Origin of the sequence: Pseudomonas putida, assembly GCF_005080685.1 — a bacterium.
GTDB classification, from domain to species: Bacteria; Pseudomonadota; Gammaproteobacteria; order Pseudomonadales; family Pseudomonadaceae; genus Aquipseudomonas; species Aquipseudomonas putida_V.
In genome coordinates this window covers 4,711,671-4,737,467 of record NZ_CP039371.1, presented here as the reverse complement: position 1 = coordinate 4,737,467, position 25,797 = coordinate 4,711,671, and the positions used below count along the sequence as shown (strand labels likewise).

Annotated in this window: 26 protein-coding genes; 21 read left to right on the top strand and 5 right to left on the bottom strand. The window is 61.1% G+C overall.

Annotation, left to right across the window (positions count from 1 at the left end; all coding sequences use genetic code 11):
• Positions 1 to 30: 30 nt before the first annotated feature.
• A complete protein-coding gene (locus E6B08_RS21930; protein WP_192938696.1) occupies positions 31 to 1,272 on the top strand; it encodes a glutamine synthetase family protein in 1,242 nt (413 codons plus the stop codon).
• 131 nt (positions 1,273 to 1,403) lie between these two features.
• Entirely contained in the window at positions 1,404 to 2,747 is a 1,344-nt protein-coding gene (locus E6B08_RS21925; RefSeq protein WP_136915933.1) for an MFS transporter, read from the top strand.
• Between the two features lie 65 nt (positions 2,748 to 2,812).
• Here the strand turns inward: E6B08_RS21925 and E6B08_RS21920 are convergent, their stop codons facing one another.
• The 4 genes from E6B08_RS21920 to flgA all read right to left on the bottom strand — a co-directional run bounded on the left by E6B08_RS21920 (position 2,813) and on the right by flgA (position 5,372).
• The gene (locus E6B08_RS21920) at positions 2,813 to 3,556 is read right to left on the bottom strand and encodes a flagellar brake protein (protein WP_136915932.1); all 744 of its coding nucleotides are present in this window, start codon (positions 3,554 to 3,556) and stop codon (positions 2,813 to 2,815) included.
• 81 nt (positions 3,557 to 3,637) lie between these two features.
• Positions 3,638 to 4,105, bottom strand: coding sequence for a flagella synthesis protein FlgN (locus E6B08_RS21915; RefSeq protein ID WP_136915931.1), 468 nt, complete (start codon positions 4,103 to 4,105; stop codon positions 3,638 to 3,640).
• 46 nt (positions 4,106 to 4,151) lie between these two features.
• A complete protein-coding gene (gene flgM, locus E6B08_RS21910; RefSeq protein ID WP_136915930.1) occupies positions 4,152 to 4,466 on the bottom strand; it encodes a flagellar biosynthesis anti-sigma factor FlgM in 315 nt (104 codons plus the stop codon).
• Between the two features lie 153 nt (positions 4,467 to 4,619).
• Entirely contained in the window at positions 4,620 to 5,372 is a 753-nt protein-coding gene (flgA, locus tag E6B08_RS21905) for a flagellar basal body P-ring formation chaperone FlgA (protein WP_136915929.1), read from the bottom strand.
• 79 nt (positions 5,373 to 5,451) lie between these two features.
• On the opposite strand from flgA, the gene E6B08_RS21900 reads away from it, so the two are divergent.
• The 17 genes from E6B08_RS21900 (at position 5,452) to E6B08_RS21820 (ending at position 22,220) form a co-directional block, all read left to right on the top strand.
• Positions 5,452 to 6,381: a chemotaxis protein CheV gene (locus tag E6B08_RS21900; RefSeq protein WP_133328281.1), complete on the top strand. Its 930-nt coding sequence runs from the start codon at positions 5,452 to 5,454 to the stop codon at positions 6,379 to 6,381.
• Positions 6,382 to 6,430: 49 nt separating this feature from the next.
• Positions 6,431 to 7,258: a protein-glutamate O-methyltransferase CheR gene (gene cheR, locus E6B08_RS21895; RefSeq protein WP_136915928.1), complete on the top strand. Its 828-nt coding sequence runs from the start codon at positions 6,431 to 6,433 to the stop codon at positions 7,256 to 7,258.
• A 380-nt stretch (positions 7,259 to 7,638) separates the two neighbouring features.
• On the top strand, positions 7,639 to 8,049 hold the full coding sequence (gene flgB, locus E6B08_RS21890; protein WP_136915927.1) for a flagellar basal body rod protein FlgB: 411 nt from the start codon (positions 7,639 to 7,641) through the stop codon (positions 8,047 to 8,049).
• 2 nt (positions 8,050 to 8,051) lie between these two features.
• Positions 8,052 to 8,495: a flagellar basal body rod protein FlgC gene (gene flgC, locus E6B08_RS21885; protein WP_133328287.1), complete on the top strand. Its 444-nt coding sequence runs from the start codon at positions 8,052 to 8,054 to the stop codon at positions 8,493 to 8,495.
• Between the two features lie 12 nt (positions 8,496 to 8,507).
• Complete coding sequence (locus tag E6B08_RS21880; protein ID WP_136915926.1) at positions 8,508 to 9,200, top strand: flagellar hook assembly protein FlgD; 693 nt, start codon at positions 8,508 to 8,510, stop codon at positions 9,198 to 9,200.
• A 27-nt stretch (positions 9,201 to 9,227) separates the two neighbouring features.
• Entirely contained in the window at positions 9,228 to 10,526 is a 1,299-nt protein-coding gene (gene flgE, locus E6B08_RS21875; RefSeq protein ID WP_136915925.1) for a flagellar hook protein FlgE, read from the top strand.
• Positions 10,526 to 10,711 (top strand): hypothetical protein, encoded by a 186-nt coding sequence (locus tag E6B08_RS21870; protein WP_136915924.1) that lies wholly within the window; start codon positions 10,526 to 10,528, stop codon positions 10,709 to 10,711. Before flgE ends, E6B08_RS21870 begins: the two co-directional genes overlap by 1 nt.
• Before the next feature lie 214 nt (positions 10,712 to 10,925).
• Positions 10,926 to 11,666, top strand: a complete 741-nt coding sequence (gene flgF, locus E6B08_RS21865) for a flagellar basal-body rod protein FlgF (protein ID WP_136915923.1) — start codon at positions 10,926 to 10,928, stop codon at positions 11,664 to 11,666.
• Positions 11,667 to 11,728: 62 nt separating this feature from the next.
• The gene (flgG, locus tag E6B08_RS21860) at positions 11,729 to 12,514 is read left to right on the top strand and encodes a flagellar basal-body rod protein FlgG (RefSeq protein ID WP_136915922.1); all 786 of its coding nucleotides are present in this window, start codon (positions 11,729 to 11,731) and stop codon (positions 12,512 to 12,514) included.
• A 53-nt stretch (positions 12,515 to 12,567) separates the two neighbouring features.
• Positions 12,568 to 13,263, top strand: a complete 696-nt coding sequence (gene flgH / locus E6B08_RS21855) for a flagellar basal body L-ring protein FlgH (protein WP_136915921.1) — start codon at positions 12,568 to 12,570, stop codon at positions 13,261 to 13,263.
• Positions 13,264 to 13,275: 12 nt separating this feature from the next.
• Positions 13,276 to 14,385, top strand: coding sequence for a flagellar basal body P-ring protein FlgI (locus E6B08_RS21850; protein ID WP_136915920.1), 1,110 nt, complete (start codon positions 13,276 to 13,278; stop codon positions 14,383 to 14,385).
• Between the two features lie 11 nt (positions 14,386 to 14,396).
• Entirely contained in the window at positions 14,397 to 15,569 is a 1,173-nt protein-coding gene (flgJ, locus tag E6B08_RS21845) for a flagellar assembly peptidoglycan hydrolase FlgJ (protein WP_136915919.1), read from the top strand.
• Positions 15,570 to 15,579: 10 nt separating this feature from the next.
• Positions 15,580 to 17,628 carry a flagellar hook-associated protein FlgK gene (gene flgK / locus E6B08_RS21840; RefSeq protein WP_136915918.1) on the top strand — a complete coding sequence of 683 codons (2,049 nt, stop codon included), beginning with the start codon at positions 15,580 to 15,582 and terminating at the stop codon, positions 17,626 to 17,628.
• Positions 17,629 to 17,639: 11 nt separating this feature from the next.
• Entirely contained in the window at positions 17,640 to 19,208 is a 1,569-nt protein-coding gene (locus E6B08_RS21835) for a flagellar hook-associated protein 3 (protein WP_136915917.1), read from the top strand.
• A gap of 268 nt (positions 19,209 to 19,476) precedes the next feature.
• Entirely contained in the window at positions 19,477 to 20,409 is a 933-nt protein-coding gene (locus E6B08_RS21830) for a ketoacyl-ACP synthase III (RefSeq protein WP_136915916.1), read from the top strand.
• 222 nt (positions 20,410 to 20,631) lie between these two features.
• The gene (locus tag E6B08_RS21825) at positions 20,632 to 20,892 is read left to right on the top strand and encodes a hypothetical protein (RefSeq protein ID WP_136915915.1); all 261 of its coding nucleotides are present in this window, start codon (positions 20,632 to 20,634) and stop codon (positions 20,890 to 20,892) included.
• Complete coding sequence (locus E6B08_RS21820) at positions 20,889 to 22,220, top strand: class I SAM-dependent methyltransferase (RefSeq protein ID WP_136915914.1); 1,332 nt, start codon at positions 20,889 to 20,891, stop codon at positions 22,218 to 22,220. The genes E6B08_RS21825 and E6B08_RS21820 overlap by 4 nt, the downstream gene beginning before the upstream one ends.
• Positions 22,221 to 22,269: 49 nt before the next feature.
• Here the strand turns inward: E6B08_RS21820 and E6B08_RS21815 are convergent, their stop codons facing one another.
• Positions 22,270 to 23,904 carry a tetratricopeptide repeat protein gene (locus tag E6B08_RS21815; RefSeq protein ID WP_136915913.1) on the bottom strand — a complete coding sequence of 545 codons (1,635 nt, stop codon included), beginning with the start codon at positions 23,902 to 23,904 and terminating at the stop codon, positions 22,270 to 22,272.
• A gap of 250 nt (positions 23,905 to 24,154) precedes the next feature.
• On the opposite strand from E6B08_RS21815, the gene E6B08_RS21810 reads away from it, so the two are divergent.
• Positions 24,155 to 25,291: a flagellin gene (locus tag E6B08_RS21810; protein WP_136915912.1), complete on the top strand. Its 1,137-nt coding sequence runs from the start codon at positions 24,155 to 24,157 to the stop codon at positions 25,289 to 25,291.
• A 75-nt stretch (positions 25,292 to 25,366) separates the two neighbouring features.
• Positions 25,367 to 25,717: a flagellar protein FlaG gene (locus E6B08_RS21805; RefSeq protein ID WP_136915911.1), complete on the top strand. Its 351-nt coding sequence runs from the start codon at positions 25,367 to 25,369 to the stop codon at positions 25,715 to 25,717.
• The last annotated feature ends 80 nt before the right edge of the window (positions 25,718 to 25,797 follow it).

The following is a 25,797-nucleotide window of genomic DNA, read 5'->3' as shown; positions in this document are numbered from 1 at the left end:
GATCTCAACGGCGTCCCGCGGGGCAAGGTGATGACCGCCGAGGGCTTCCTCGAAGGCCGCCGCCTGCAGATGGCACGCGGCGTGTTGCTGCAATGCATCATGGGTGGTTACCCGCCGGCGAGGTTCTACGGCAGTGACGACGGTGACCTGGCCTTGGTCGCCGAACCGAGCCAGACCCATCGCCTGCCATGGAGCGACAAGGGCAGGGCGCTGGCCATCTGTGACGCGGTCGAACTCGACGGCACACCTTCGGGCCTGTCCACCCGTGGCCTGCTCAAGGCGGTGATCGGGCGCTACGCCGCACTCGGCCTGGCACCTGTCGTGGCCACCGAGCTCGAGTTCTTCGTCCTGGCACCCAATGTCGACCCGCACCAAGCGTTCCAACCACCGATCGGTCTGGATGGCCGCCGCGAACTGGGCCACTCGGCGTTCAGCGTCAGCTCGAACAACGGCTTGCGGCCATTCTTTGAAGAGGTCTACCCGTGCATGGCCGCGCTGGGCCTGCCACGTGACACCTTCATGCACGAAATGGGCGTCAGCCAGTTCGAGATCAACCTGCTGCACGGCGACCCGCTGCAGCTCGCCGATCAGACCTTCCTGTTCAAGCACCTGCTCAAGGAAGTGGCGCTCAAGCACGGCCTGACCGTGGTGTGCATGGCCAAGCCGCTGGCGCATACGCCGGGCAGCTCGATGCACATCCACCAGAGCCTGGTGGAGATCGGCACTGGCCGCAACGTGTTCAGCGACGCCCAGGGCGCCCCCAGCGAGACCTTCCATCACTTCATTGGCGGCCTGCAGGCGTGCCTGGCCGACTTCACCGCGTTGTTCGCGCCCAACGTCAATTCCTACCAGCGCCTCTGTCACCCGTACGCTTCGCCGAACAACGCCTGCTGGTCCGAGGACAACCGCGCCGCCGGCCTGCGCATTCCGGCCAGCGCACCGGTGGCGCGGCGCGTCGAGAACCGCTTGCCGGGCGCCGATGCCAACCCCTACCTGGCGATCGCCGCGAGCCTTGCCGCCGGGCTGCACGGCATCGAGCAGCGCTTGCCGCCGGCGCCGGCCATCCAGGGCGAATTCGAGGTGCCGCCGCAGCTGAGCTTGCCCTGCACCTTGCATGCGGCGTTGCAGCGCCTGGCACACAGTCGCCTGGCCAAGGAACTGTTCGGTGCCGAGTTCATCGAAGGCTACATCGCGACCAAGACCCTGGAGCTGGCTGATTTCCTCGACGAAATCACCCCGTGGGAACGACGGGTGCTGGCGGCTCAGGCCTGATCGCGACACGACCGCTACTGGACGCGCCCTGGGCCGGTTTTTTTGCAGGCCCGGGCCTGCGTCGCCAACGATTTGCTTTTATGCTTGGCTGCAACCCACCCGCCACCTGACCAGGGAGCTTCACGGGACGTATGCGCAACATCTGGAAGTCTTTTCGCTCGCTGTATTTTGCCGCCCTGATGATGCTGATCGGCTCGGGTCTGTTGAGTACCTACCTGGCGTTGCGCCTGGCGGCCGAGAACGTCGACAGCCTGTGGGTGGGTGCGTTGATGGCGGCCAACTATTTCGGCCTGGCCGTGGGTGGCAAGGTCGGCCACCGGTTGATTGGCCGGGTCGGGCATATCCGCGCCTACGCCACCTGCGCCGGTATCGTCGGCGCTGCCGTGCTGGGCCATGGCCTGACCAGCTGGCTGCCGGCCTGGGTCGGCCTGCGGATGATCGTCGGCCTGGGCATGATGTGCCAGTACATGGTCCTGGAAAGCTGGCTCAACGAACAGGCCGATGCCAAGCAGCGCGGCGCGGTGTTCAGTGGCTACATGATCGCTTCGTACCTGGGCCTGGTGCTCGGCCAACTGATCCTGGTGGTGCACCCGCAGTTGGGCCCGGAACTGCTGATGTTGGTCGCCATGTGCTTTGCCCTGTGCCTGGTGCCGGTGGCGATGACCCGGCGCATCCACCCGGCGCCCCTGCGCCCGGCCCCGATGGAGCCGAAGTTCTTCATCAAGCGGGTGCCGCAGTCGTTGAGCACGGTGCTGGGCTCGGGGCTGATCGTCGGCTCGTTCTACGGCCTGGCGCCGCTGTATGCCTCCAGCCAGGGCTTGCCGACCGAGCAGGTCGGCCTGTTCATGGGTAGCTGCATTCTTGCCGGGCTGGTGGTGCAGTGGCCGCTGGGCTGGCTGTCCGACCGTTACGACCGGGCGGTGCTGATTCGCGGCGTGGCGGTAGGTCTGGCGGTGGTCTCGGCGCCTTTGGCGATACTGCCCAGCGTGCCGTTGGAGTTGCTGTTCGGTATCGGCTTCGTCATTTCGCTGTTGCAGTTCTGCCTGTATCCGCTGGCCGTGGCGTTTTCCAACGACCATGTGGAAAGCGAGCGACGCGTCTCGCTGACGGCCATGCTGCTGGTGACCTATGGCGTCGGCGCCTGTATCGGGCCGCTGGCGGCGGGGGTGCTGATGAAGTACCTGGGGCCGCAGATGCTGTATGCCTTCTTCGTGTTCTTTGCCCTGGTGCTGGTCTGGCGCATTCGGCCCAAGGCGGTCACCGGGCTGCACCAGGTCGACGACGCGCCACTGGGCCACGTGGCCATGCCGGCGGCCGGCTCGCCCTTGTCGGCGGCCCTCGACCCACGGGTGGACGAGCAGACCGTACAGGATGTGATGCAGTCGCCAGTGGCGGCGGAAGATACCGAAGGCGAAGAGAAAGACGAGCCGGCTGGCGAGGCCCAGGCGGAGGATGAAGTCAGCAAGTCGGTTTGAGGTTCGTCGATACGCCTGAACGAAAACGCCACCCAATGGGTGGCGTCGGTGTTTCTACGGGGCGATCAATAGTCGTCCTTGTCGAAGCGCCGTGCTTCACGTTGCAACTGGTACACCAGGCTCTCGATCTTGCGTTGGGCCTGGCCGTTGAGGTTGTGGAAGCGTACCCCGGCGAAGGTGGTGTTGATGCGCTCCTCGAAGTGCAGGTGGCGCAGCTCGACCATGATGTCGGTCAGGCCCAGCGGATTGCCGGCCTTGAAGCGCTCGTACACCTGGCCCAGTTGCAGGCGTTCTTCGACGTTGCCTTCGAAACGCAGTTTGCAGCCGGTGGCGGAGATGTCCAGCAGCTTGCCGCGCAAGGCGCCGTTGCCCTTGAGGTGGGTGCCGTCGAGGATGATGTCGAGCAATTGCGACAACTTCAGGGCCGCACGGAAGGCATTGCGGCGCTGGTGATAGGTCATTTCCTCGGGCAGGCCGCCACGGTAGCAGCGATGGCCGTCGATTTCGGTGATCTTCAGCTCGCTGTGGCATTCCCAGGCGATACGCACGCCATCATGGAAGCCTTCGACGCGGAAAGGCTCGCCGTTCTCGATGAATTTTTCGCCGTCGCGCGGGATCAGTTCGTCCAGCGCCAGGGCATTGCTGTCGCGGTCTACATGCACCACGTAGCTCTGGAACCGCTGGCTGCGCTCGGGGAAGGTGATGATCAGCGGATCATGGCTATCCATCAACTGGCGCAGGTTGGCCACGATCTCCAAAGGGGTGGTAAGCACCTTTGGCGGCTGCGGGGCATCGGTTTCATTGAACACGGGTTATCAATCTCCAGGCAAAAACGACACACGCAAGTAACGGCATTTTGCCAGTATGTTCCGTGCCTTGAATAGAAAAAATCACACCTGGCTGAGCGCCCGGGGCTTGGCCAGTAGGGAAGTGGCACCACGGCTGTTGTAGAGCGACGGGGCATCGCCCCCCATGAGGACTCGGATCTGGTTGGCCGTGGCGTTCTGCTGAACCTGGATGATCTTGCCGTTGGTCACGTTGACTTTCTGGCAGGCTTCCATCAAGTCAGTGAGCATTTGCAGGCGCTCGAGCATGATCTTGCCGTTGGGCGACTTCGCCGCAACGGCTTCCACGCCAGCGTGGTCGGCGCTGTGGCCGAGACCGGTAAGCAACTGTCTACGCCGCTGCCCGTGTTGCTCGAGCAGGATGATCAACGACTGCTTGCGTGCCAGGATCTGTTCCAGCAGCGGCATATTGCGCCCGTGCAGTGCGACCGACTCCTGATTGAGAAGGTCGAGCAACTCTTGCATGGGCGCAATGTCGTGTTCAATCAGTTGCAGCAGCGTCGTGTCGTGCATGGCTAACTCTTGTTTCTAGCGTCCGTGAAGCCAGCGCGCCTTAGGCTTAGCGCTGGGCTTCGAAATCAAGCAGCTTGCTGGCGACCCGGTCGGCGTCGACCTTGTAGCTGCCGTCGGCGATCGCCTGCTTCAACTCGGCCACGCGGGCGCTGTTGACTACCGGCTGATCGCGCAGCTTGTCGGTGACCTGCTGCAACTGCTGGGCCTCTTGGCTCAGGTGTACCGATTCTCCGCTGGTGCTGGCGGTTTTCGTGGCCTCGACGGTTTCGCCGGTTTTTTCGGCGTTGCCGGAGGCGCTGGTGCCGCGCACGCCGCCCGTGATGGACGGAGAATTATTCAAACGACTGATGTCGATGACCATGATGAGAAAACCTCTGGGTATTGGGACGCTTGCCTTGTTTTCGGCCAACCCGAAAGAAACTTTAGGGGCAAATGCACTGCCGCCTGTCAGCCAGCATGCGGTCCCATTTATCGACACAGTTTAGGAAAAGCGGTTCCCCGCCGCCAGCGTTCTCTACATCGCCACCTCGACCTGGCCCGGGCCCGTGACCCTGGCCTTGATCACCCGTTTGGAATTGAGGTTGCGCACCCGGATCTGCTCGCTCAGGCCGCCTTTGCTCAGGGCTTCGCCGGGCATGCGCACGCTCAGGCTGCCGCTGTGGGCGATGATCACCACATGGTCGCCCTTGCGCACCACCTCGGCCTGCTCCAGGTGCTGAGGTGTCAGTACCTGGTCGATCACCGTGGGGCGCAGCATCTTCATGCCCAGCGCCTGGTCCAGCGCGGTCAGGTAGCCTTGGGTCAAGGTCCCCACGTCACGCTCGCGCATGGCCACGTCGCCTTCGCCGACCACGTTTTCCCGTTTCAGCGGCCGGGTCACCACCACCACGTCGCGGAACAGGCGCACGGTGGCCGGGACGAATACCGTCCACGGCGCGCTGCTGTCACAGCGAACCCGCACCGTCACCCGGCCGATCGGCGTGCCGCCGCCTTCGAGCGAAGCGTCCAGTTGCTGGCTGCACAGCGGCATCCGCAGGCGCGGATCCAGCGGGTTGACCTGGATCTCGTAGCGGCCTTCGGTCTGGGTGGTCGCCAGATAATCCTCGACAGTGAATTCAAGAAACCCCTGGGTGACACCGATAAGCTGTTCAGGCAAGGTGAACGCGCTCGCCAGCGTGCGGCCGGCGCAGGCCAGCAGGCACAGCGCGGCCAGCGAGCTGCACAGCGCGCGCGTCAATCGTCGGGAAAATGTCGTTTTCGTGTACATGGCGCTCAAAAAAGCAAAGCCCGTGCCGACTCGGTACCTGATGGCAATAAAAACGGGCTGATTCAAAGAGGAGTCTGGCATGGCTGGTGTTATGGATTCGGTCAACCAGCGCACGCAACTGGTGGGGCAGAATCGCCTGGAGCTGTTGCTGTTCCGCCTCAATGGCGAGCAGCTCTATGGCATCAACGTATTCAAGGTCAGGGAGGTGCTGCAATGCCCCGAGCTGACCGTGATGCCCAAGTCCCACCGGGTGGTGCGCGGCGTGGCCAACATTCGCGGGGCGACCATTCCGATCCTCGACCTGTCGATGGCGACCGGGTTGCCGGGGCTGCAGGAAGAAACCCGCAACAGCTTCGTGATTATCACCGAGTACAACACCAAGACCCAGGGCTTTCTGGTGCATTCGGTGGAGCGCATCGTCAACATGAACTGGGAAGAGATCCATCCGCCACCCAAGGGTACCGGTCGCGATCACTACCTGACCGCGGTCACCCGGGTGGACAACCGCATGGTCGAGATCATCGACGTGGAGAAGGTGCTGGCCGAAGTGTCGCCATCGTCCGAGTCGGTGTCCGCCGGTGTGGTCGATGCCGAGGTGCAGGACAAGGCGGTGCTGCTGCGGGTGCTGACCGTCGACGATTCGTCGGTGGCGCGCAAGCAGGTGACCCGTTGCCTGCAGACCGTAGGGGTGGAAGTGGTGGCGCTCAACGACGGCCGCCAGGCGCTGGACTACCTGCGCAAGCTGGTGGACGAAGGCAAGCGCCCCGAGGAAGAATTCCTGATGATGATCTCGGACATCGAGATGCCGGAGATGGACGGTTATACGCTGACCGCGGAGATCCGCAGCGATCCGCGCATGCAAAAGCTGCACATCGTCCTGCATACTTCGCTGTCGGGGGTGTTCAACCAGGCGATGGTCAAGAAGGTCGGTGCCGATGACTTCCTGGCCAAGTTCAAGCCGGACGACCTTGCCCAGCGGGTGGTCGACCGGATCAAGGCCACCCATTGAAACCGCCAGGGGCAACCCTGGCATCAGTGATTGAATAGAGGCGGCAGCATTGTCTACGGGTAATTTGGATTTCGAACAGTTCCGGGTATTCCTGGAGAAGGCCTGTGGCATCCTGCTGGGCGAGAATAAGCAGTACCTGGTCTCCAGCCGTCTCAACAAGCTGATGGAGCAGCAGGGCATCAAGAGCCTGGGTGAGCTGGTGCAGCGTATCCAGACGCAGCCGCGTGGCGGCTTGCGCGAGTTGGTGGTCGATGCCATGACCACCAATGAAACGCTGTGGTTTCGCGACACCTATCCGTTCGAAGTGCTCAAGAACAAGGTCATTCCAGAGTTCATCAAGAACAACCCGGGCCAGCGCCTGCGCATGTGGTCGGCGGCTTGCTCGTCCGGGCAGGAGCCGTACTCGATCTCGATGGCCATCGACGAGTTCGAGCGCAGCAACCTGGGGCAGTTGAAGATGGGGGCGCAGATCGTCGCCACCGACCTGTCCGGGTCCATGCTGAGCAACTGCAAGACCGGCGAGTACGACAGCCTGGCGATCGCCCGCGGCCTGTCCCAGGAGCGCCTGCAACGCTACTTCGACCCCAAGGGCCCTGGGCGTTGGGCGGTCAAGCCGGCAATCCGCAGCCGCGTCGAGTTCCGCTCGTTCAACCTGCTCGACAGCTATGCGAGCCTGGGCAAGTTCGACATCGTGTTCTGCCGCAACGTGCTGATCTACTTCTCGGCCCAGGTCAAGAAGGACATCCTGCTGCGCATTCATAGCACCCTGAAGCCGGGTGGATACCTGTTCCTCGGGGCTTCGGAGGCGCTCAACGGGTTGCCTGATCATTATCAGATGGTGCAGTGCAGTCCGGGGATCATCTACCAGGCCAAGTGAGGGTAGGGCGGACTGTGGGAGCGGCCTTGTGTCGCGAAAGGGTTGCGCAGCAGCCCCAGACTTTCAGCATCAAGACTTCACCTGCCAGGGGCTGCTGCGCAGCCCTTTCGCGACACAAGGCCGCTCCCACAGGATCAGCGCAGCCTGGTGCCCTTTGATCCCCCTGCTTTGCTGACGTCAATTTTTTGTTTTGCCGCTCTTGCCGCCCGGCAATTGCCGCTTTCGCTTCCCCTGGCGGAAGCACTTTGCCGCTTTTCTGGCAGCGGCGCCTCTCGCAAAACCCCTGAAACCCCGTGCTCAAAGGCTTTGCCAGGTTTGGCACAAGGCTTGCTATACCTTGGCCAACGACACTCCGGTCGACCTTCGAAGGTTTCCCTGACATGAGCATCAGTTTCGACAAGGCGCTTGGCATCCACGAAAAGGCCCTGAGCTTCCGCGCCCAGCGCGCCGAAGTGCTGGCCAACAACATCGCCAACGCCGACACGCCCAACTACAAGGCGCGTGACATGGACTTCTCGTCGGTGCTCGCCGCCGAGAGCGAAAAGCAGCAGAAGGGCGGGCGTTTCGCCCTGGACCGGACCAACAGCAAGCACATCGAAGCCGAAGGGCTGGCCATGGCCGACGATACCCTGCAGTACCGCACGCCAACCCAGCCATCGATCGACCAGAACACCGTGGACGCGCAGATCGAGCAATCGAACTACACCGAGAACGCGGTCGGTTTCCAGGCCAGCTTCACCTTGCTCAACAGTAAATTCAAAGGGCTGGTTTCGGCCCTGCGTGGAGAGTGACCATGTCCCTTGCCAGTGTCTTCAACATTGCCGGTAGCGGCATGAGCGCGCAGAACACCCGCCTCAACACCGTTGCTTCCAACATCGCCAACGCCGAGACCGTCTCGTCGAGCATCGACCAGACCTACCGTGCGCGCCACCCGGTATTCGCCACCACCTTCCAGAACGCCATGGCCGGCAGCAGCCAGTCGCTGTTCGAGGATCAGGGTGAAGCCGGGCAGGGCGTGCAGGTCAAGGGCATCATCGAGGACCAGAGCAACCTCGAGGCGCGCTACGAACCGAGCAATCCCGCCGCCAACAAGGACGGCTACGTGTACTACCCGAACGTCAACGTGGTCGAGGAGATGGCCGACATGATCTCCGCCAGCCGTGCGTTCCAGACCAACGCCGACATCATGAACACCGCCAAGACCATGATGCAGAAAGTGCTGACCCTGGGTCAGTGAGAGGGATAGCCGATGACCACTACTACCGACGCCACCAGTGCTTCCGCGATCTACTCGCAGTATGCGCTGGCCAGTGACACCTCCAGCAGCACCAGCAGCACCGACACGCTTGGCAAGGACACCTTCCTGCAGTTGTTGGTGACCCAGTTGCAGAACCAGAACCCGCTCGATCCCCAAGACAACTCCGAGTTCGTCGCTCAGTTGGCGCAATTCAGCAGCCTGGAATCGATGCAGACCCTCAATGACACCGTCGACACCCTGCTCGGCAACTACACCTCGACCCAGGCCCTGCAGGCTTCGTCCTTGGTCGGGCGCTCGGTCATCACCGAGGCGGACACGGCGACGGTCGCTGCCGGTACTGGCTTGACTGGCCAGATCGACGTGACCTCGTCGACCACCGGCCTGACCGTGAACGTGTACGACGCCGACGGCAATGTGGTGAAGAACATCGACCTGGGCTCGCAGAGTGCCGGCACGGTCAGCTTCACCTGGGATGGCACCGACAACGATGGACTGGCGGTGGATGCCGGTACCTATACCTTCGAGGCCAAGGCCACAGTCGATGGCGAGGAGGTCGCGCAGACCACCTACCTGCCGTCGGTGGTCAATAGCGTCACCGTGGGCAGCACTGCAGGTTCGTACACGCTCAATCTGGCAAGTGGCGAGAGCATCGCGCTTTCGGACGTCAAAACTATCGGATCGTAAGCCGGGCATCGGCACAGGAGTCAAGCAATGTCGTTCAATATCGGTCTCAGTGGCCTCAACGCAGCCGCCACCAGCCTGGATGTCACGGGTAACAACATCGCCAACGTTGGCACCACCGGTTTCAAGTCGGCGCGTGCCGAGTTCGGCGACCTTTACGCCAACTCCCTGTTCCTGGGCGGTTCGCGCTACACCGTCGGTAGTGGTGTAACGACCCAGGCGATTTCCCAGCAGTTCACACAGGGCAACGTCAGCACCACCGGTGCCAGTCTGGACCTGGCCATCAATGGCAACGGTTTCTTCATCACCAGCAACAACGGCTCGACCACCTATACCCGTGCCGGTGCCTTCGGTACCGATAGCTCGGGCAACATCGTCGATGCCAGCGGCAACCGCCTGCAGGGTTATGGTGTGGATGCCGATGGTAACGTTGTTGAAGGTATTCTGACCGATCTGACCGTAAGCACTGCAGCGGTGGCCCCCAAGGCCAGCACCAGCCTGAGCGAAACGCTGAACCTCAATTCGTCGGACACCGTGCCCACCGAAACCCCGTTCGATGCCTCGGACACCGACACCTACAACTACACCTTCAGTACCGACATCTACGACAGCCAAGGCAACGCCCACAGTCTGAGCCAGTACTTCGTCAAGACTGACCAGAATACCTGGACCATGTACGTGACCGTCGATGGCGTGAACCCGGCCGATCCGACGTCCACCACACCTTACAGTGCTGATCTGACATTCAACTCGGCAGGTACCTTGACCGCGTCGACCAGTTCCGATTTCACCGTCGACAGCTTGGGCAACCTGACCCTGACCGACTGGGTTCCGGCCGCCAAGAACGCTGCCGGCACCATGGCCAGCAACGGTGCCTCGGCAGCGACCGATGGCGTGACCATCGACATGTCGGCGACCAGCCAATACAACGCCACCTCGGCGGTGACCGCCAAGTCCCAGGATGGCTACGCGCCGGGTAACCTGTCGTCGCTGTCGATCGACTCCGACGGCAACCTGTTCGGTACCTACAGCAACGGTCAGTCGAAGGTCATCGGTCAGGTTGCATTGGCCAACTTCGCCAACGTCCAGGGTCTGACTCCGGTTGGTGGTACTGGCTGGAAAGAGTCGTACGCCTCGGGTGTGCCGGTTGTAGGCGCGCCGAATACCGGTGTGATGGGGGAGTTGACTGCCGGGGCCCTGGAAGACTCCAACGTCGACCTTACCTCCGAACTGGTCAACCTGATCAAGGCCCAGAGCAACTACCAGGCCAACGCCAAGACCATTTCCACCGAAAGCACCATCATGCAAACCATCCTCCAGATGACCTGATGAAAACGCTGTTCAGGTTGGCGCGGGTATTGTTGTTCGGGCTGCCTCTGGCGGCCCTGGCAGCACCGGCGCCCTGGTACAAGTACCAAAGCATCGAGACCGGCGTGTTCATCTGCACCCAGGTCGACCCCGGCAAGGCGTTCATCCGCTTTGCCGGACCTTTCCGAAACGCCGCCTGCCGCTGAGCGCCAGGCGGCGTTTTTTCGTGCGTCAACACCTTGCCGCCTACCGGCAAACAACCGCCGATTTGCCGGCGCACCTGCCCGTCATCTACACGGCTTGCGGCTCGAAAGGCCCATGATTGCTGGGGTGAAGCGTTTGTCGGGGTTTTGGCCCAAGACTTGCTAACACCTCCTCAGCATGTCAGTGGCGGCGAAAGTCCGTCGAGGGAGAATTGAAGTGGACAAGATGCTGTACGTGGCCATGACCGGCGCCAGCCAGAATGCGCTGGCGCAAAAGGCCCATGCCAACAACCTGGCTAACGTATCGACCAATGGTTTCCAGCGTGACCTGGAGCAGGCTCGCTCGATGCCGGTGTTCGGCGAAACCTTGCCCTCGCGCGCCTTCGCCATGACCGAACGGCCGGCCACCGATTTCGACCACGGCCCGTTGATCGAAACCGGGCGTGAGCTCGATGTCGCGGTCGACGGCGATGGCTGGATCGCGGTCCAGGCCCCTGACGGCAGCGAGGCCTACACCCGCACCGGCAGCCTCAATATCGACTCCCTGGGTGTGCTGCGTACCGGCAACGGCATGGCCGTGCTCGGCAACGGCGGGCCGATCGCGATTCCGCCGGAGGAGCACGTCGAAGTCGGCTCGGACGGCACCATCAGCATTCGCTCCCTGGGCGAGAGCCCATCGGTGATGGCCGAGGTCGACCGGATCAAGTTGGTCAAGCCCGACCTCTCCACCCTGAGCAAAGGCACCGATGGACTGATCCACAGCAGTACCGGTCAGCCCCTCGTGGCGGACGCCTCGGTGAAGGTGGTTTCCGGTTTCCTCGAGGGCAGCAACGTCAACGCGGTCGACGAGATGACCTCGATCATGGCGCTGTCCCGGCAGTTCGAGCTGCAGATTAAGATGATGACTGCAGCCAAGGAAAACGACGAATCGATGGCGCGGGTGCTGCAGCTCAGCTGACACCCGTCCCAACCCCTGTTCGACACTGGCGGCAACCACGCCGTCGCGTAAGGAGAAGACACATGCTTCCGGCTCTCTGGGTCAGCAAGACCGGCCTCGCCGCTCAGGACACCAACCTGACGACCATTTCCAACAACCTGGCCAACGTCTCGACGACCGGTTTCAAGAAGGACCGCGCCGAGTTCCAGGACCTGCTGTACCAGATCAAGCGCCAGCCGGGTGCCCAGTCGACCCAGGACAGCGAACTGCCGACCGGCCTGCAGGTCGGTACCGGCGTGCGCATCGTCGGCACCCAGAAGAACTTCACTGCCGGCAGCCTGCAGACCACCGACCAGCCGCTGGACATGGCCATCAACGGCCGTGGTTTCTTCCAGATCATGCAGCCCGACGGCACCATCTCCTATACCCGTGACGGTACCTTCCACCTCGATTCCGATGGCCAGTTGGTGACCGCCAATGGCTTGGCGCTGGAGCCGGCCATCGTCGTGCCAGCCGATGCCCAGACCTTCACCGTCGGTACCGATGGCACCGTGTCGATCACCACCGCCGGCAACGCCGCAACCCAGGTGATCGGCAACCTGCAGACCGCTGACTTCATCAACCCGGCAGGCCTGCAATCGATCGGCAACAACCTGTTCCTGGAAACCGCCTCCAGCGGTGCGCCGAACGTTGGTACCCCGGGCCTGAACGGTTTCGGTACCACCCTGCAGAACACCCTGGAGAACTCCAACGTCAGCACGGTGGAAGAACTGGTGAACATGATCACCACCCAGCGCGCCTACGAGATGAACTCCAAGGTGATCTCGACCGCCGACCAGATGCTGCAGTTCGTTACCCAGAATCTCTGATTTTTCAATCAGCCGACACCTTGAAGCACCCGTAGCACCGTGAGGTCATGAGCATGAATCGTTTGTCCGTCGTTTTCGCCGTAGGTGGCGCTTGCCTGCTGGCCGGTTGCATGGCCCCGCCGGCCAAGCCCAACGATCCGTACTATGCGCCGGTGCTACCGCGTACCCCGTTGCCGGCAGCCGCCAACAACGGCTCGATCTACCAGGCCGGTTTCGACCAGAACCTGTACACCGATCGCAAGGCATTCCGCGTGGGTGACATCATCACCATCACGCTCAACGAGAAGATGGCGGCGAGCAAGAGCGCCAACTCCTCGGTGGCCAAGGACAGCGAAACCAGCCTCGGCCTGAGCTCGCTGTTCGGTGGTGGCGTGAAGACCAACAGCCCGTTCGGCGGTGGTTCGTTGAGCCTGGATGCAGCCTACAGCGGCACCCGTGATACCAAGGGCGATGCCAAGGCGGCCCAGGGCAACAGCCTGACCGGCTCGGTGACCGTGACCGTCGCCGAAGTGCTGCCCAACGGCATCCTCGCGGTGCGCGGCGAGAAGTGGATGACACTCAATACCGGCGAGGAACTGGTGCGCATTGCCGGCTTGATCCGCGCCGACGACATCGCCACCGACAACACGGTTTCGTCCACCCGCGTGGCCGATGCGCGCATTACCTACTCGGGAACCGGCTCGTTCGCCGATGCCAGCCAGCCTGGCTGGCTCGATCGGTTCTTCCTGAGCCCGTACTGGCCTTTCTGAGTGCGAATCGACATGCTCAAGTTCAAACCGCTGCTGGTGCTGACCGCGCTGGTGTTCGCCTCCTTCGGTGCCCATGCCGAGCGCCTCAAGGATATCGCCAGCATCTCTGGCGTGCGGACCAACCAGTTGATCGGCTATGGCCTGGTGGTCGGCCTCAATGGCACGGGTGACCAGACCACCCAGACGCCGTTCACCCTGCAGACCTTCAACAACATGCTGGCGCAGTTCGGCATCAAGGTGCCGAGCAACACCGGCACCGTGCAGTTGAAGAACGTCGCCGCGGTGTCGATCCATGCCGACCTGCCGGCGTTCGCCAAGCCGGGCCAGGTGGTGGATATCACCGTGTCGTCGATCGGTAACTCCAAGAGCCTGCGTGGCGGCAGCCTGTTGATGACCCCGCTCAAGGGTATCGATGGCAACGTCTACGCCATCGCCCAGGGCAACCTGGTGGTCGGTGGCTTCGATGCCGAAGGCAAGGATGGCTCGCGCATCACCGTCAACGTGCCGTCGGCCGGTCGTATTCCGGGCGGCGCCACCGTCGAACGGGCAGTGCCGAGCGGGTTCAACCAGGGCAACAGCCTGACCTTGAACCTCAACCGCCCTGACTTCACTACCGCCAAGCGCATCGTCGACAAGGTCAACGACATGCTCGGCCCAGGCGTCGCCCAGGCCGTGGACGGTGGCTCGGTGCGGGTGACCGCGCCGATGGACCCGAGCCAGCGCGTCGACTACCTGTCGATCCTCGAGAACCTGGAGATCGACCCAGGCCAGGCCGTGGCCAAGGTCATCATCAACTCGCGTACCGGTACCATCGTCATCGGCCAGAACGTCAAGGTCTCGCCGGCAGCCGTGACCCACGGCAGCCTCACCGTGACCATCACCGAAGACCCGATCGTCAGCCAGCCGGGGCCGTTCTCCAATGGCGAGACCGCCGTGGTGCCGCGCTCGCGGGTCAATGCCCAGCAGGAAGCCAAGCCAATGTTCAAGTTCGGCCCGGGCACCACGCTGGATGAGATCGTCCGTGCGGTGAACCAGGTAGGCGCGGCACCGAGCGACCTGATGGCGATTCTCGAAGCGCTCAAGCAGGCCGGTGCGCTGCAAGCCGATCTGATCGTGATCTGAGGCAGGCTGAGATGAAGACCGTCGACACTGGCGCCTACACCGACCTCAACCGCCTCAATGCGTTGAAGGTCGGGGACAAGGACAGCGAGCAGAACCTGCGCAAGGTCGCCCAGGAATTCGAGTCGCTGTTCGTCAGCGAGATGCTCAAGTCCATGCGCGCGGCCAACAACGTGCTGGCCAAGGACAACCCGCTCAACACCGAGACGACCAAGCAGTACCAGGAAATGTACGACCAGCAGCTGGCGGTCAGCCTGTCCCGCGAGGGCGGTGGTATCGGCCTGCAGGACGTGCTGATGCGCCAGTTGTCCAAGACTGCCTCGACCCAGCGCCCAGGCGGCAACCCGTTCAACCGCGATGCTGGCACCAGCGGTGCCTTGGGCGCCGTGCACCACGCCGCAGCGGACGGGCAGGTGCGCGCGGCGGCGCATAACGATGTGGCCGCGCTCAACCAGCGGCGTTTGTCGTTGCCGAGCAAGCTGACTGATCGCCTGCTCGCAGGCATCGTGCCGGGTGCTGGCAACGCCGCACCGGCCAACACCCTGCGCCGTGGCGCCGGTAGTGCGCCGGCAGCGGTCGGTGCGGCAGGCGAATATGGCGACTGGACCCAGTCGCCGGCCTTCGCCGGGCTGTTGGCCGGCGGCCAGCGCAGCGTGGTCCAGGTGCCGCTGGCGCCCGGCAAGAGCGCCTTCGCCAACGCCGACGAATTCGTCGCCACCATGCTGCCGATGGCCCAGGAAGCGGCCCAGCGCATTGGCGTGGAGCCGAAGGTACTGGTCGCTCAGGCAGCCCTGGAAACCGGCTGGGGTCGGTCGATCCTGCGCCAGAGCGATGGCAGCAGCAGCCACAACCTGTTCAACATCAAGGCCACCGGTAGCTGGAAGGGCGAGCAGGCGAGGGCGCTCACCAGCGAGTTCCGCGACGGCCAGATGGTCAAGGAGTCGGCGGCGTTCCGCGCCTATGGCTCGTACGCCGAGAGTTTCCACGACCTTGCCAACCTGTTGTTGAACAACGATCGCTATCAAGAAGTGGTCAAGTCGGCCGATAACCCAGAACAGTTTGCCGCTGAGCTGCAAGAGGCCGGTTACGCCACCGACCCGAACTATGCCAGGAAGATCTCGGCGATCGTCCGGCAGCTCGACAAGTACCAGACCTACGCAGCCAACGGCACACAAACGACTCTATAAGGCTTGAAGCATGTCGAATCTGATCTCTATTGGGCTTTCCGGGCTGTCGGCAAGCCAAAGTGCCCTGACCACCACGAGTAACAACATCACCAACGTGGCGACGTCGGGTTACTCGCGCCAGCAGACGGTGAATTCGGCAGGGGCCTTGCAGAGTATCGGAGGGGCGGGTTACGTCGGCAGTGGCACGACCCTGTCGGAAGTGCGGCGCATCTACAGTGCCTACCTGCAGAGCCAGGTCAACGCCAGTACTTCGCTCAGTACCGAGGCCAGCACCTACTCCACACAGATCTCGTCCCTCGATTCATTGCTGTCGGACAGCACCACCGGCATCACCAGCGTGCTGTCGTCGTTCTTCAGTGCCTTGCAAACGGCGTCGTCCACGCCCAGTGATACGGCGGCTCGGCAACTGCTGTTGACCTCTGCGCAGACCTTGAGCAATCGCTTCAACTCGATTGCCTCGCAGATGAACCAGCAGAACACCAGCATCAACTCCCAGCTCAGCACGCTGACCGGCCAGGTGAATTCCATCACCTCGTCGATCGCCACGCTGAACCAGCAGATCGTCGCGCTCTCGGCAAACGGCACCGAGCCGACCAGCCTGCTCGATGCCCGTGACGAGGCAGTGCGCCAGCTCAACGAGCTGGTGGGTGTGACCGTGCAGGAGCGTGATGGTAACTACGACGTGTACCTGGGGACTGGTCAGGCGCTGGTCACCGGCACCACCGCCAACAAATTGACCGCCCAGGCGAGCAGTACCGACCCGTCGCAGTACAGTCTGGTCATCAACTACCAGAACTTCAGCACCGATGTGACTTCGGTTGCCACTGGCGGTGAGATCGGCGGCCTGCTGCGGTATCGCGAAGATGTGCTCAACCCGGCGTTGAACGAACTGGGGCGCATGGCCATCGTCGTCAGCGATACCATCAACAGTCAGCTGGGGCAGGGACTGGATCTCAACGGCGACTTCGGCTCGATGCTGTTTTCCAGCATCAACAGCGACTCCGCCATCAGCCAGCGTAGCCTGGCTTCGGCCAGCAACAGCGCAGGCTCCGGCAACCTGGATGTCACCATCACCGACTCCAGCGCACTGACCGCGTACAACTACGAAGTCAAGTTCACCAGCGACAAGGACTACACGGTGGTGCGCTCGGACGGCACCAGCATGGGCTCCTACAGCCTGGATGACGATCCGGCGCCAGAGATCGACGGCTTCACTCTGGCGCTCAACGGTGGCGCCCTGTCGGCTGGCGACAGCTTCCAGGTCATTCCTACCCGTACCGGTGCGACCAACATCAGCACCGTGATGACCGACTACAACAAGTTGGCCTTCGCTAGCGCGCTGACTGGCGTGGCTGGCTCGAGCAACAGCGGTACCGGCACTTTCAGTCTGCCGACGCTGACCACCGACCTGGACATCTACGGCGGCACCGAACTCGCGCAGATGCAAAGCGGGATCGAGAATGCCAGCCCGGTCAAGCTGGTGTTCGACGCCGCAAGCTCGGGTACCCAGGGTTACACGGTCTATAACGCTCAGGGCGTGAGCATCGGTACCGGTACTATCGTGCCGAACCAGGACAACACGCTGAGCGTCACCGTGCCGATGCTCGATGACAGCGGCAACGCGATGTTCGATGCCGATGGCAACGCCATGACCTACACCTTCGAGATGACGGTGAGCGGCTCGCCAGCGGCCAATGACAGCTACAGCGTTTCGTTCAACACGGACGGCACAACCGACAACCGTAACGCGCAGAGCCTGTTGGAGTTGCAAACCGCCAATACCGTGGGCGTGAGCGGCAGCAACGTCGGCATGAGCATCACCAGCGCCTATGCGACGCTGGTCGAGGGCGTGGGCGCGCTGGCCAGCCAAGCGTCGATCGATGCCACCGCTACCGCTGCGGTGCTGACCTCGGCGACCGACAGCCGCGATTCGGTGTCGGGGGTGAACCTGGATGAAGAAGCCGCTGGCCTGGTCAAGTTCCAGCAGTACTACACCGCCTCCTCGCAGATCATCAAGACTGCGCAGGAAGTCTTTCAAACTCTGATCAGCAGTCTGTAAGGGAGGCGATCATGCGTATTTCCACCAACCAGTATTTCGCCAACAGCATGACCAGCTATTCGAAGTCGTTCGCTTCGGTCACCAAGACCCAGGAGCAGATTTCGTCGGGTAGCCGCATCCAGACCGCGGCGGATGATCCGGTCGGCGCTGCCAAGTTGCTCAAGTTGCAGCAGCAGAGTGCCTTGCTCGATCAGTACAACAGTAATATCACTACGGCGACCAATGCGCTGAATAACGAGGAGTCCATTCTCACCAGCATCACCGACTCGCTTCAGCGTGCGCGTGAGCTGACGTTGCGTGCGGGCAGTGGTGGCCTTTCGGACGAGGATCGTGCATCGATCGCCAGTGAACTCGGCCAGATCGAGGACACCGTTTTCAGCTTGCTCAACAGCAAAGACTCCAACGGCAACTACATCTTCGCGGGTTCCAAGAGTACGACTCAGCCCTACGTGCGCAACGCCGATGGTACGTATACCTACCAAGGCGACCAGACCCAGCTGAGTCTGCAGGTGTCCGATACCTTGAGCATCGCGACCAACGACACGGGCTATACCCTTTTCGAGCAAGCCACCAACGTCTCGCGTACCCAGACTACGCAAGTTTCGCCTACCACCGATGAGGGTATCCTGACCCTGACCGCCGGTACTCTGACTTCGTCGCGTAGCTACAACAGCACTTACACCGCAGGCGAGCCCTATACTGTCACGTTCACCAGCAGCACCGAGTTCACCGTAACCGATGCGTTGGGTAACGACGTGACGTCGGAAACCAGTACTGGTGGGTTGATCGATCCGGATGACGAGGCGGGTACCAACTTCACCTTCCGCGGTGTCGAATACGCGGTCAACGTGACGCTCGATGAAGACCAGGCGGCCGACGCAGACACCTTGGTAGGCCAGTACAGCTTCACGCTGTCCAGTACTCCGGACACCATTACTGCCAACCGTCTGCCTAGCAATACCTCGACGGCTCAAGTCACTGGTGGCGCCATCACCGACAACGCGGCATATGCGGCAGGCTTCCCTGAAGGCGGGGCGGTGATCAAGTTCACCAGCGCGACCGACTACGAGGTGTATGCGTCCCCGCTCACCGATTCGAGCAAGGCCATCGGCACCGGTACGGTGAGCGGCTCGACCATCACCGTCGCTGGCGTCACGCTGGATATTTCGGGTACTCCGGCAACAGGTGACAAGTTCACTGTCTCGGCTGACTCCCACGAGACGCAGAATGTTCTCAACACGATCAATACGCTCAAGAACGCGCTGAACCAGTCCACGTCCGACAGTGGAGTTTCGCTGGCGATCACTAATGCCGTGGCCTCTGCGATCGGCAACCTCGATTCGGCCAGCGCCCAGATCGACATCGTGCGTGGCTCGATCGGTGCCCGCGGCAACGCCTTGGACATCCAGACGACCGAGAACTCCAGCCTGGGCCTGGTCAATGCGTCCACCCAGTCGTCCATCGCCGACACCGACATGGCCGAAGCCAGCGTGCAGCTCACCTTGCAGCAAACCATGCTGCAAGCCGCGCAGCTGGCCTTCTCGCGCATCTCGCAACTGAGCCTGTTCGACAAGATCTGACCTTTCGAGCCGAAACGAGCCGCTAACTTTTTGATTAAAAAGAGGCGCTCGTTTCGGCTTTTTTGTATCTTGATGTTCTGATGTGACGTCCCATACCGGTTGTGACCTATGGGTCAAAACGCGCATCTTCACTGTATTGTGTAAACGGGCCCATACAGCCAGGTGTTTCGGGGATATCCGCCCACCCTGCGCAACCCGGCCCGTCGCCCAGGCACCCTCCCGTTCAGGTGAGTGGTGATCTTTAGCTATTCAGTATTGGGAAGCCAGAATGATTGGCATTAAAAGCATAGCGAGCTACGTGCCCTCCGCCGGTCTCGACAACTACGCGCAAGGCGCCAAATTCGGCAAGGATGAGACATTCATCCTTGGCAAGATCGGTTCGGCCTTCCTGCCGCGCAAGGATGACGAGCAGGAAACCTCCGACCTGTGCGTTGAAGCGGTCAACAATCTGTTCGCCAGTCATCCTGAGTTGGATCCAGCGTCCATCGACGCGTTGATCGTCGTCACCCAGAACGGCGACGAAGAAGGCCTGCCGCACACCTCGGCGATCGTCCAGAGCAAGCTCGGCCTGCCTACCCACATCGCGGCGTTCGACATCTCCCTGGGCTGCTCCGGCTACGTCTACGGCATCTATGCGATGAAGGGCTTCATGGAAGCAGCAGGGTTGAAGAACGGCCTGCTGATCACCGCCGACCCGTACTCCAAGATCGTCGATCCGGAAGACCGCAACACCACCATGCTGTTCGGCGATGCTGCCACCGTTACCTGGATGGGTGAGAACCCGACCTGGGTGCTGGGCAAGTCGAAGTTCGGTACTGACGGTACCGGTGCGCCGCACTTGAAAGTGAGCGATGGCACCTTCTTCATGAACGGTCGCCAGGTGTTCAACTTCGCTTTGGTCAAAGTTCCGGCGCACCTGCACGAGTTGTTGGCGGATTCCAATCTGGAATCCACCGATATCGATGCGTATTGCATTCACCAGGGCAGCGCGGCGATCGTCGATGCCGTGGCGCGACGGTTCGAGGAAGGGCAGCCGGAGAAATTCGTCAAGGATATGGTCGAGACAGGGAACACCGTGTCGTCCAGTATTCCGTTGCTGCTCGAGAAGCACATGTTCGACTCGAGCTGGAAGCGCGTGGCAATCAGTGGGTTTGGCGTGGGATTATCGTGGGGTTCGGCGATTATCGAGCGACGCGACTGAAGACTGCTGTTTTTACCGAAACCCGCTTATCTGAGCGGGTTTTTATTTCCAATTTCGATTTTGGTATTTCGCTCAGCGTTGCGCTTATGGCGCGGACTGGCCCCCTTCTTGCACTAATGGCTTAGCTGTCAACAATGCGTCTATTTGAATAGATGCGAAAAAATAGTGTTTGCATGCGAGGGGCCACCCCTCTCGCTTCAGCCATTCTTGCAGAGGTTGTAAATGACTGGGAATCCATCGACCGCCTATGAGGCGAGTTTCGCCTATGCGCAAAAGATGCATGGCGACGGGTACGTCGACGAGGCGATTGCGCAATACCGCGTATTGGCTGAGCAACAGCCAGACGATCTGGCGGTTAAGGTTGCGCTGGGTTCGGCGCTGCTCCAGCAAGGACACGATGCCCTGGCCGAGCCTTATCTGCGAGAGGCCTGGGAGGGAGCGCCGCAGGACATGGCGGCGAACTTCTTCTGGGGCAATTGTTGAATCGTCGTGGCGATCATGCTGCGGCTCACGACTGCTTCCTCACCACCGTTGCTTTTGAGCCCCGCCATGCCGCTGCGCGCCGCTCCCTGGCAACTCTGGCCCTTTATAATGGCGATCTGGATGAGGCTTATCACTGGATCGGCAGTCTCTCGGCATATCAGCCCAAAGGCGATATCAGTGCCGTGAGTGCGCAGTTGGAGATGCTGCTGAACAAGCGCAGCGCCGGCAGCGAATATTATTGCGGCAACGCCTTGGTCTTCTCCCGTTCCAGCAAATCGGCTGAGGGACCTCCCGGCGAGCGTGACCTGCTCGATCTTAATCCAGGGCGGGTCGAGGGTATCTTGGCGCACTGTGGTTGGTCGCGCATTGAGCCAGGCACACTGAACCTTTCGCTACAGTTCGAATTTGAGGATGTGGCTCAGGCAATCGCGCCTGCGTTTTACGAGGCCGGTGCGGGAGTGGTGTATCCAGAGGGCTTCCAGCATATTCCCAAGGCGCGCGTCGGCTACTGGTATTACACCGGCTATGTGCACTATCAGGGTAAACAGGTTCCTGTCCTGTTCCGGCGTGCGGTCACGCCAAACAGTGCTGATGTCATCGAGGTGTTCGCCGAAAATGCCGTGCGCGAAATGCTCGCCGTCGAGGATGGTGCGAAGGTTCTCTGCTACTTCGCGACTCCTGGCGCGTCAGTAAAAGATGAGAAGTGGCTGGCATGCTTGCTTGAGATCTATGCGATCTTCTTTGCTCAGGCTCAGCAGTTCGGTCGTAAGCGCGAACTCTATCAGGGGCATGAAGGCTGGAACATGCCGGGTCAACGGCCGACACTGCATCGTTTCGAGAAGTACGCCCTTGACCGTTGGTTGGATCCGAAAGCTCGCGTGCTTGATATTGGTTGCAATATCGGTTGTTTCGGCATCGAGGTATCGAAGAACGTCGGCAGCTATGTCGGTTTCGATATCAACGAGTCGTTAGTGCAAATTGGCCAGCGCTTAGCGAGCTATCACGCTGCGGACAATTGTGAGTTCCTGACGGCTTCGTTTGAAGACTATCGCCAGAGTAATCCAGGCAAGTTCGATCTTATTTTCTCTTTTGCGGTGCACGTGTGGATCGGCAAACCCATGGACGGCTATGTGGCTGATCTGAAGGAAATGCTGGAGCCTGGCGGCATCGTTGTGATCGAAAGCAACGACCTGGTTCGCAACGACGCCCAGTTCTTTGCCAACATGTCTGCGTTCTACGAGCAGGGCTTCTTCTTGCTGTACAAGGGCAAGCTGCAGGACGATGGTGTCATCAATCGTGGGTTCTGCGTATTCAAGCGCCTGGATTGACCAGTGATAAACGGCCCTTGGAGTCCAGGGGCCGTGTGATTGCCGGGGGTCAAGCGATGATGTGCTCTTTCTTGAGCATGGCCACGACTTCAGCGATGGCGTCTTCCCAGTCCAGCAGCTTTTTGTTGCGGACCATCTCTACACTGGGGTACCAGTAACTGCGACCAGGTTTGATGCCCCAGCGCCAGCTGGGGTTGGTCGGAAGCAGGGCGAAGGTGCGCACGCCCAGAGCGCCAGCCAAGTGCACGGTGGTGTTGTCGATGCTCACTACTGCATCCAGTGCGGCGATCTGAGAGGCTTGCTTGTCCATATCGAGGCGAGCGTCGACTCGAGGGTCGTGGTGCATGGGAACACCCTGGCTGGCTGCGTCTTCACGTTCGGAGGTGCAGGTGTCGTACTGTAGGTCAATCAGCTGTACATCCTTGCATGCCGCCAGCTGAGCCAGATGCTTGAAGGCTATCAAGCGGCTTTGCACGTCGGTGAAAAGTGTCTTGCCACCGCGCCATGAAACGCCAATCAGGCGTTTGCCAGGGAAAAGCGCGCGGTAGTCATCCTGAAGCATTTGCGTTTCTTGCGGGTCAGCCTTCAGGTAGCTTTGCTGTTTTGGGAAGCTGTCCATGGACCTGCGGAAGATGGCGGGCAAGCTGCCGATCGGAATCTGGTAATCGCTCTTTGGCCAGCTTTGCTGGAACATCTTCTTGCCGGCCAGGTCCTGCTCACCTTGCTGTTCTCGGCGTACGAAGTTGATGTTGGGAAAGCTGCGTTTGAATAGTGTGTCGAGCCTGGCATAGATTTCGTAATGCAAATGCTCAGCCACCTGGCTCAGTTCATTGAGCATGCTGGCAAACATGATGTGATCGCCGATACCTTGTTCGGCCCAGACCAACAGGGTTTTTCCTGTCAACGGCTCGCCTGTCCAGCGTGGAATGGCGAACTCCTGATAATGCTCGGGCTGTACGGCAGGCCAGCGCCATTCGTAGTACTCCCAGCCCGCCTCGAATTCGCCGAGTTTCAGCAGATTGATCGCGATGTTGTTGTGCGCTGATGCGTGCTCGGGTTCGAGTGCCAACAGACGTTTGTAGTAGGGCAGCGATTCGGCATACCGGCCCAACTGCTCGAGGGTCACCGCCAGGTTGAGCAGTTGCGTAGTGTTCTCAGGTGTCATTTGCAGTCCGAGCTGATAGCAGCCTACTGCGTCGTGGAACTTCGCTTGTCCATAATACAGCTGCCCCAGGAGCGTCAGGGTCTGCGATTGCTCTTTCGGGTGCGTAAAGCGCTCCAGGGCATCAATCAACAGTGCCTCCAGCTCAGTGCTCCTGCCGCTGCCCTCCAAGGCCTGATAAAGCAGCTTGAAGCGGCGCAGCGTAGGGTGGGCTTCATACCAGCTCCGAGCCTGTGACACATCCCCCTTGAATAGAGCGCTTTCATAAAGGTGAGGGAAGACGGTTTTGTCCACGTTTTCACTTGGCGGCTGCTGCAGCGCCTGGTTGACGTGAGGTGCCGCTTCCGCTTCCTTGCCTTGCTCGAAATAGAGGTGGGCCAACTGGGCATGGCCTTCGGCCAGTTTGGGTGTTATGACCAGCAGCTGTTCATAGAGGCGGATCTGCCCCTCGACATCTTTCTTCTTTTCGGCGAGCTGAAGCGCTTGGCCGATGCGTTTGACCGCTGCATGTTCTGATTGCATGGGCGTCCGGGGTCCTGGGCGGGTGGCGGTGTCTTGACTGATCCGGGAATCAAGCAAAAAGGGGGCCACGGCCCTGCGTTCACCGTTAATTCAGGCTTGTCGAGTGGGGCGGGCTGAACCTCGCAAAAAAAAATTAAAGCAAGTGGCCATGACGACGATAACCCTAGTGAAGGTTCTGCGGGGTGCGTTGAACGGCAACCACACCGCTGTAGAACTCCACCACCGTTAGCCCTAATGCAAGGATCTTGTCATGGCTCTTACCGTCAACACCAACATCGCCTCCCTGTCGGTTCAAAAGAACCTGACCAAAGCGTCCGATTCCCTGACCACCTCGATGACTCGTCTCTCGACCGGTCTGCGTATCAACAGCGCCAAGGACGACGCCGCAGGTTCCCAGATTTCCAACCGTCTGACCAGCCAGACCAATGGCCTGAACGTCGCCATCAAGAACGCCCAGGACGCCAACTCCATCGCCACCGCCGCTGAAGGCGCTCTGCAGGAGTCCACCAGCATCCTGCAGCGTATGCGTGAACTGTCCCTGCAGTCGGCTAACGGCTCCAACAGCTCCGAAGACCAGAGCGCTCTGAACCAAGAGTTCAAGTCGCTGACTGCCGAACTGACCCGTATCTCCAAGACCACCACTTTCGGTGGCGGTACTTCGGGCATCAACCTGCTGGACGGCACTGCTGGCAACTCCGGCACCCTGACCTTCCAGGTCGGCGCCAACGCCAACGAAACCGTCAGCTTCACCCTGAGCGACATGGGTGCTAGCGCCCTGAAAGGCAGCGCATCGCTGGCTACTCTGTCGGTTAACTCCGTAGTAGCTGCCAAGGGCGATGTCATCACTGCTGGTGGTACTCTGACCATCGGTGGCGTGGATATCGAAATCGCTTCCAACTCTTCGCTGTCCGACGTTGTCAGCGCGATCAACACCAACATCAGCGGTGTAACTGCCGTGATGAACTCTGCCGGCACCGGTATCATTCTGACCTCGGGCGACAACATCGCTTCGGTCAGCGCCATCGGTGGTTCGACTGCCGTAGCTGCCATCACCACCGCCAGCACCGGCTCCTCGACCGTCCAGAAGCTGAACATCTCCGACGCCGCTTCCGCTCAGATCGCCACCCAGGTCATCGACGGCGCCCTGAAGCAGATCGATACCCAGCGTTCCGCTCTGGGTGCCATCCAGAACCGTCTGGACAGCACCATCTCCAACCTGCAGAACGTCGCCGAGAGCGCCACCGCTGCTCTGTCGACCATCCAGGACGTCGATTTCGCCGCCGAAACCGCCGAGATGACCAAGCAGCAGACTCTGCAGTCCGCCGCTACCGCTGTTCTGGCCCAGGCCAACCAGCTGCCTTCCGCTGTTCTGAAGCTGCTGCAGTAATACCGGCCTAACGGCTAATAGATGAGAAAGGGCGCCTCGCGCCCTTTCTTGCTTCCGGTTTGAGGGGTGTGATCCATGGACATAAATCTCAATGCGAATTCGGCCTCTGGCAGTCTCGCCGGTGCGGCGCCGGTTGGCTCCGCTCAAGGGCGGCCAGATGCACCCGTCGTGCACGATGCAGAGAAGGATGCTTCGGAAGGCGTCATCCAGACACTGGCGCAGGCTGTCGAAAGCCTTCAGAAAATGTCTGAGTCCTCCCATCGCAACCTCGACTTCTCCATTGATGAAGGCTCAGGCCAAACCGTGGTCAAGGTCGTGGCGAGCGACACGGGGGAGGTGATTCGGCAAATTCCGTCGGAAGTTGCGCTGAAGCTGGCGGAAAGTCTGAAAGAAGCCGACGGACTGTTGTTCAACGACATGGCTTGAGGGAGTGGCGCGGATCTTGTATGCCAATAGGCCATACGTCATGAATCTGCCACTGAGCTGCGCTAAGCGCCAATTTTTGA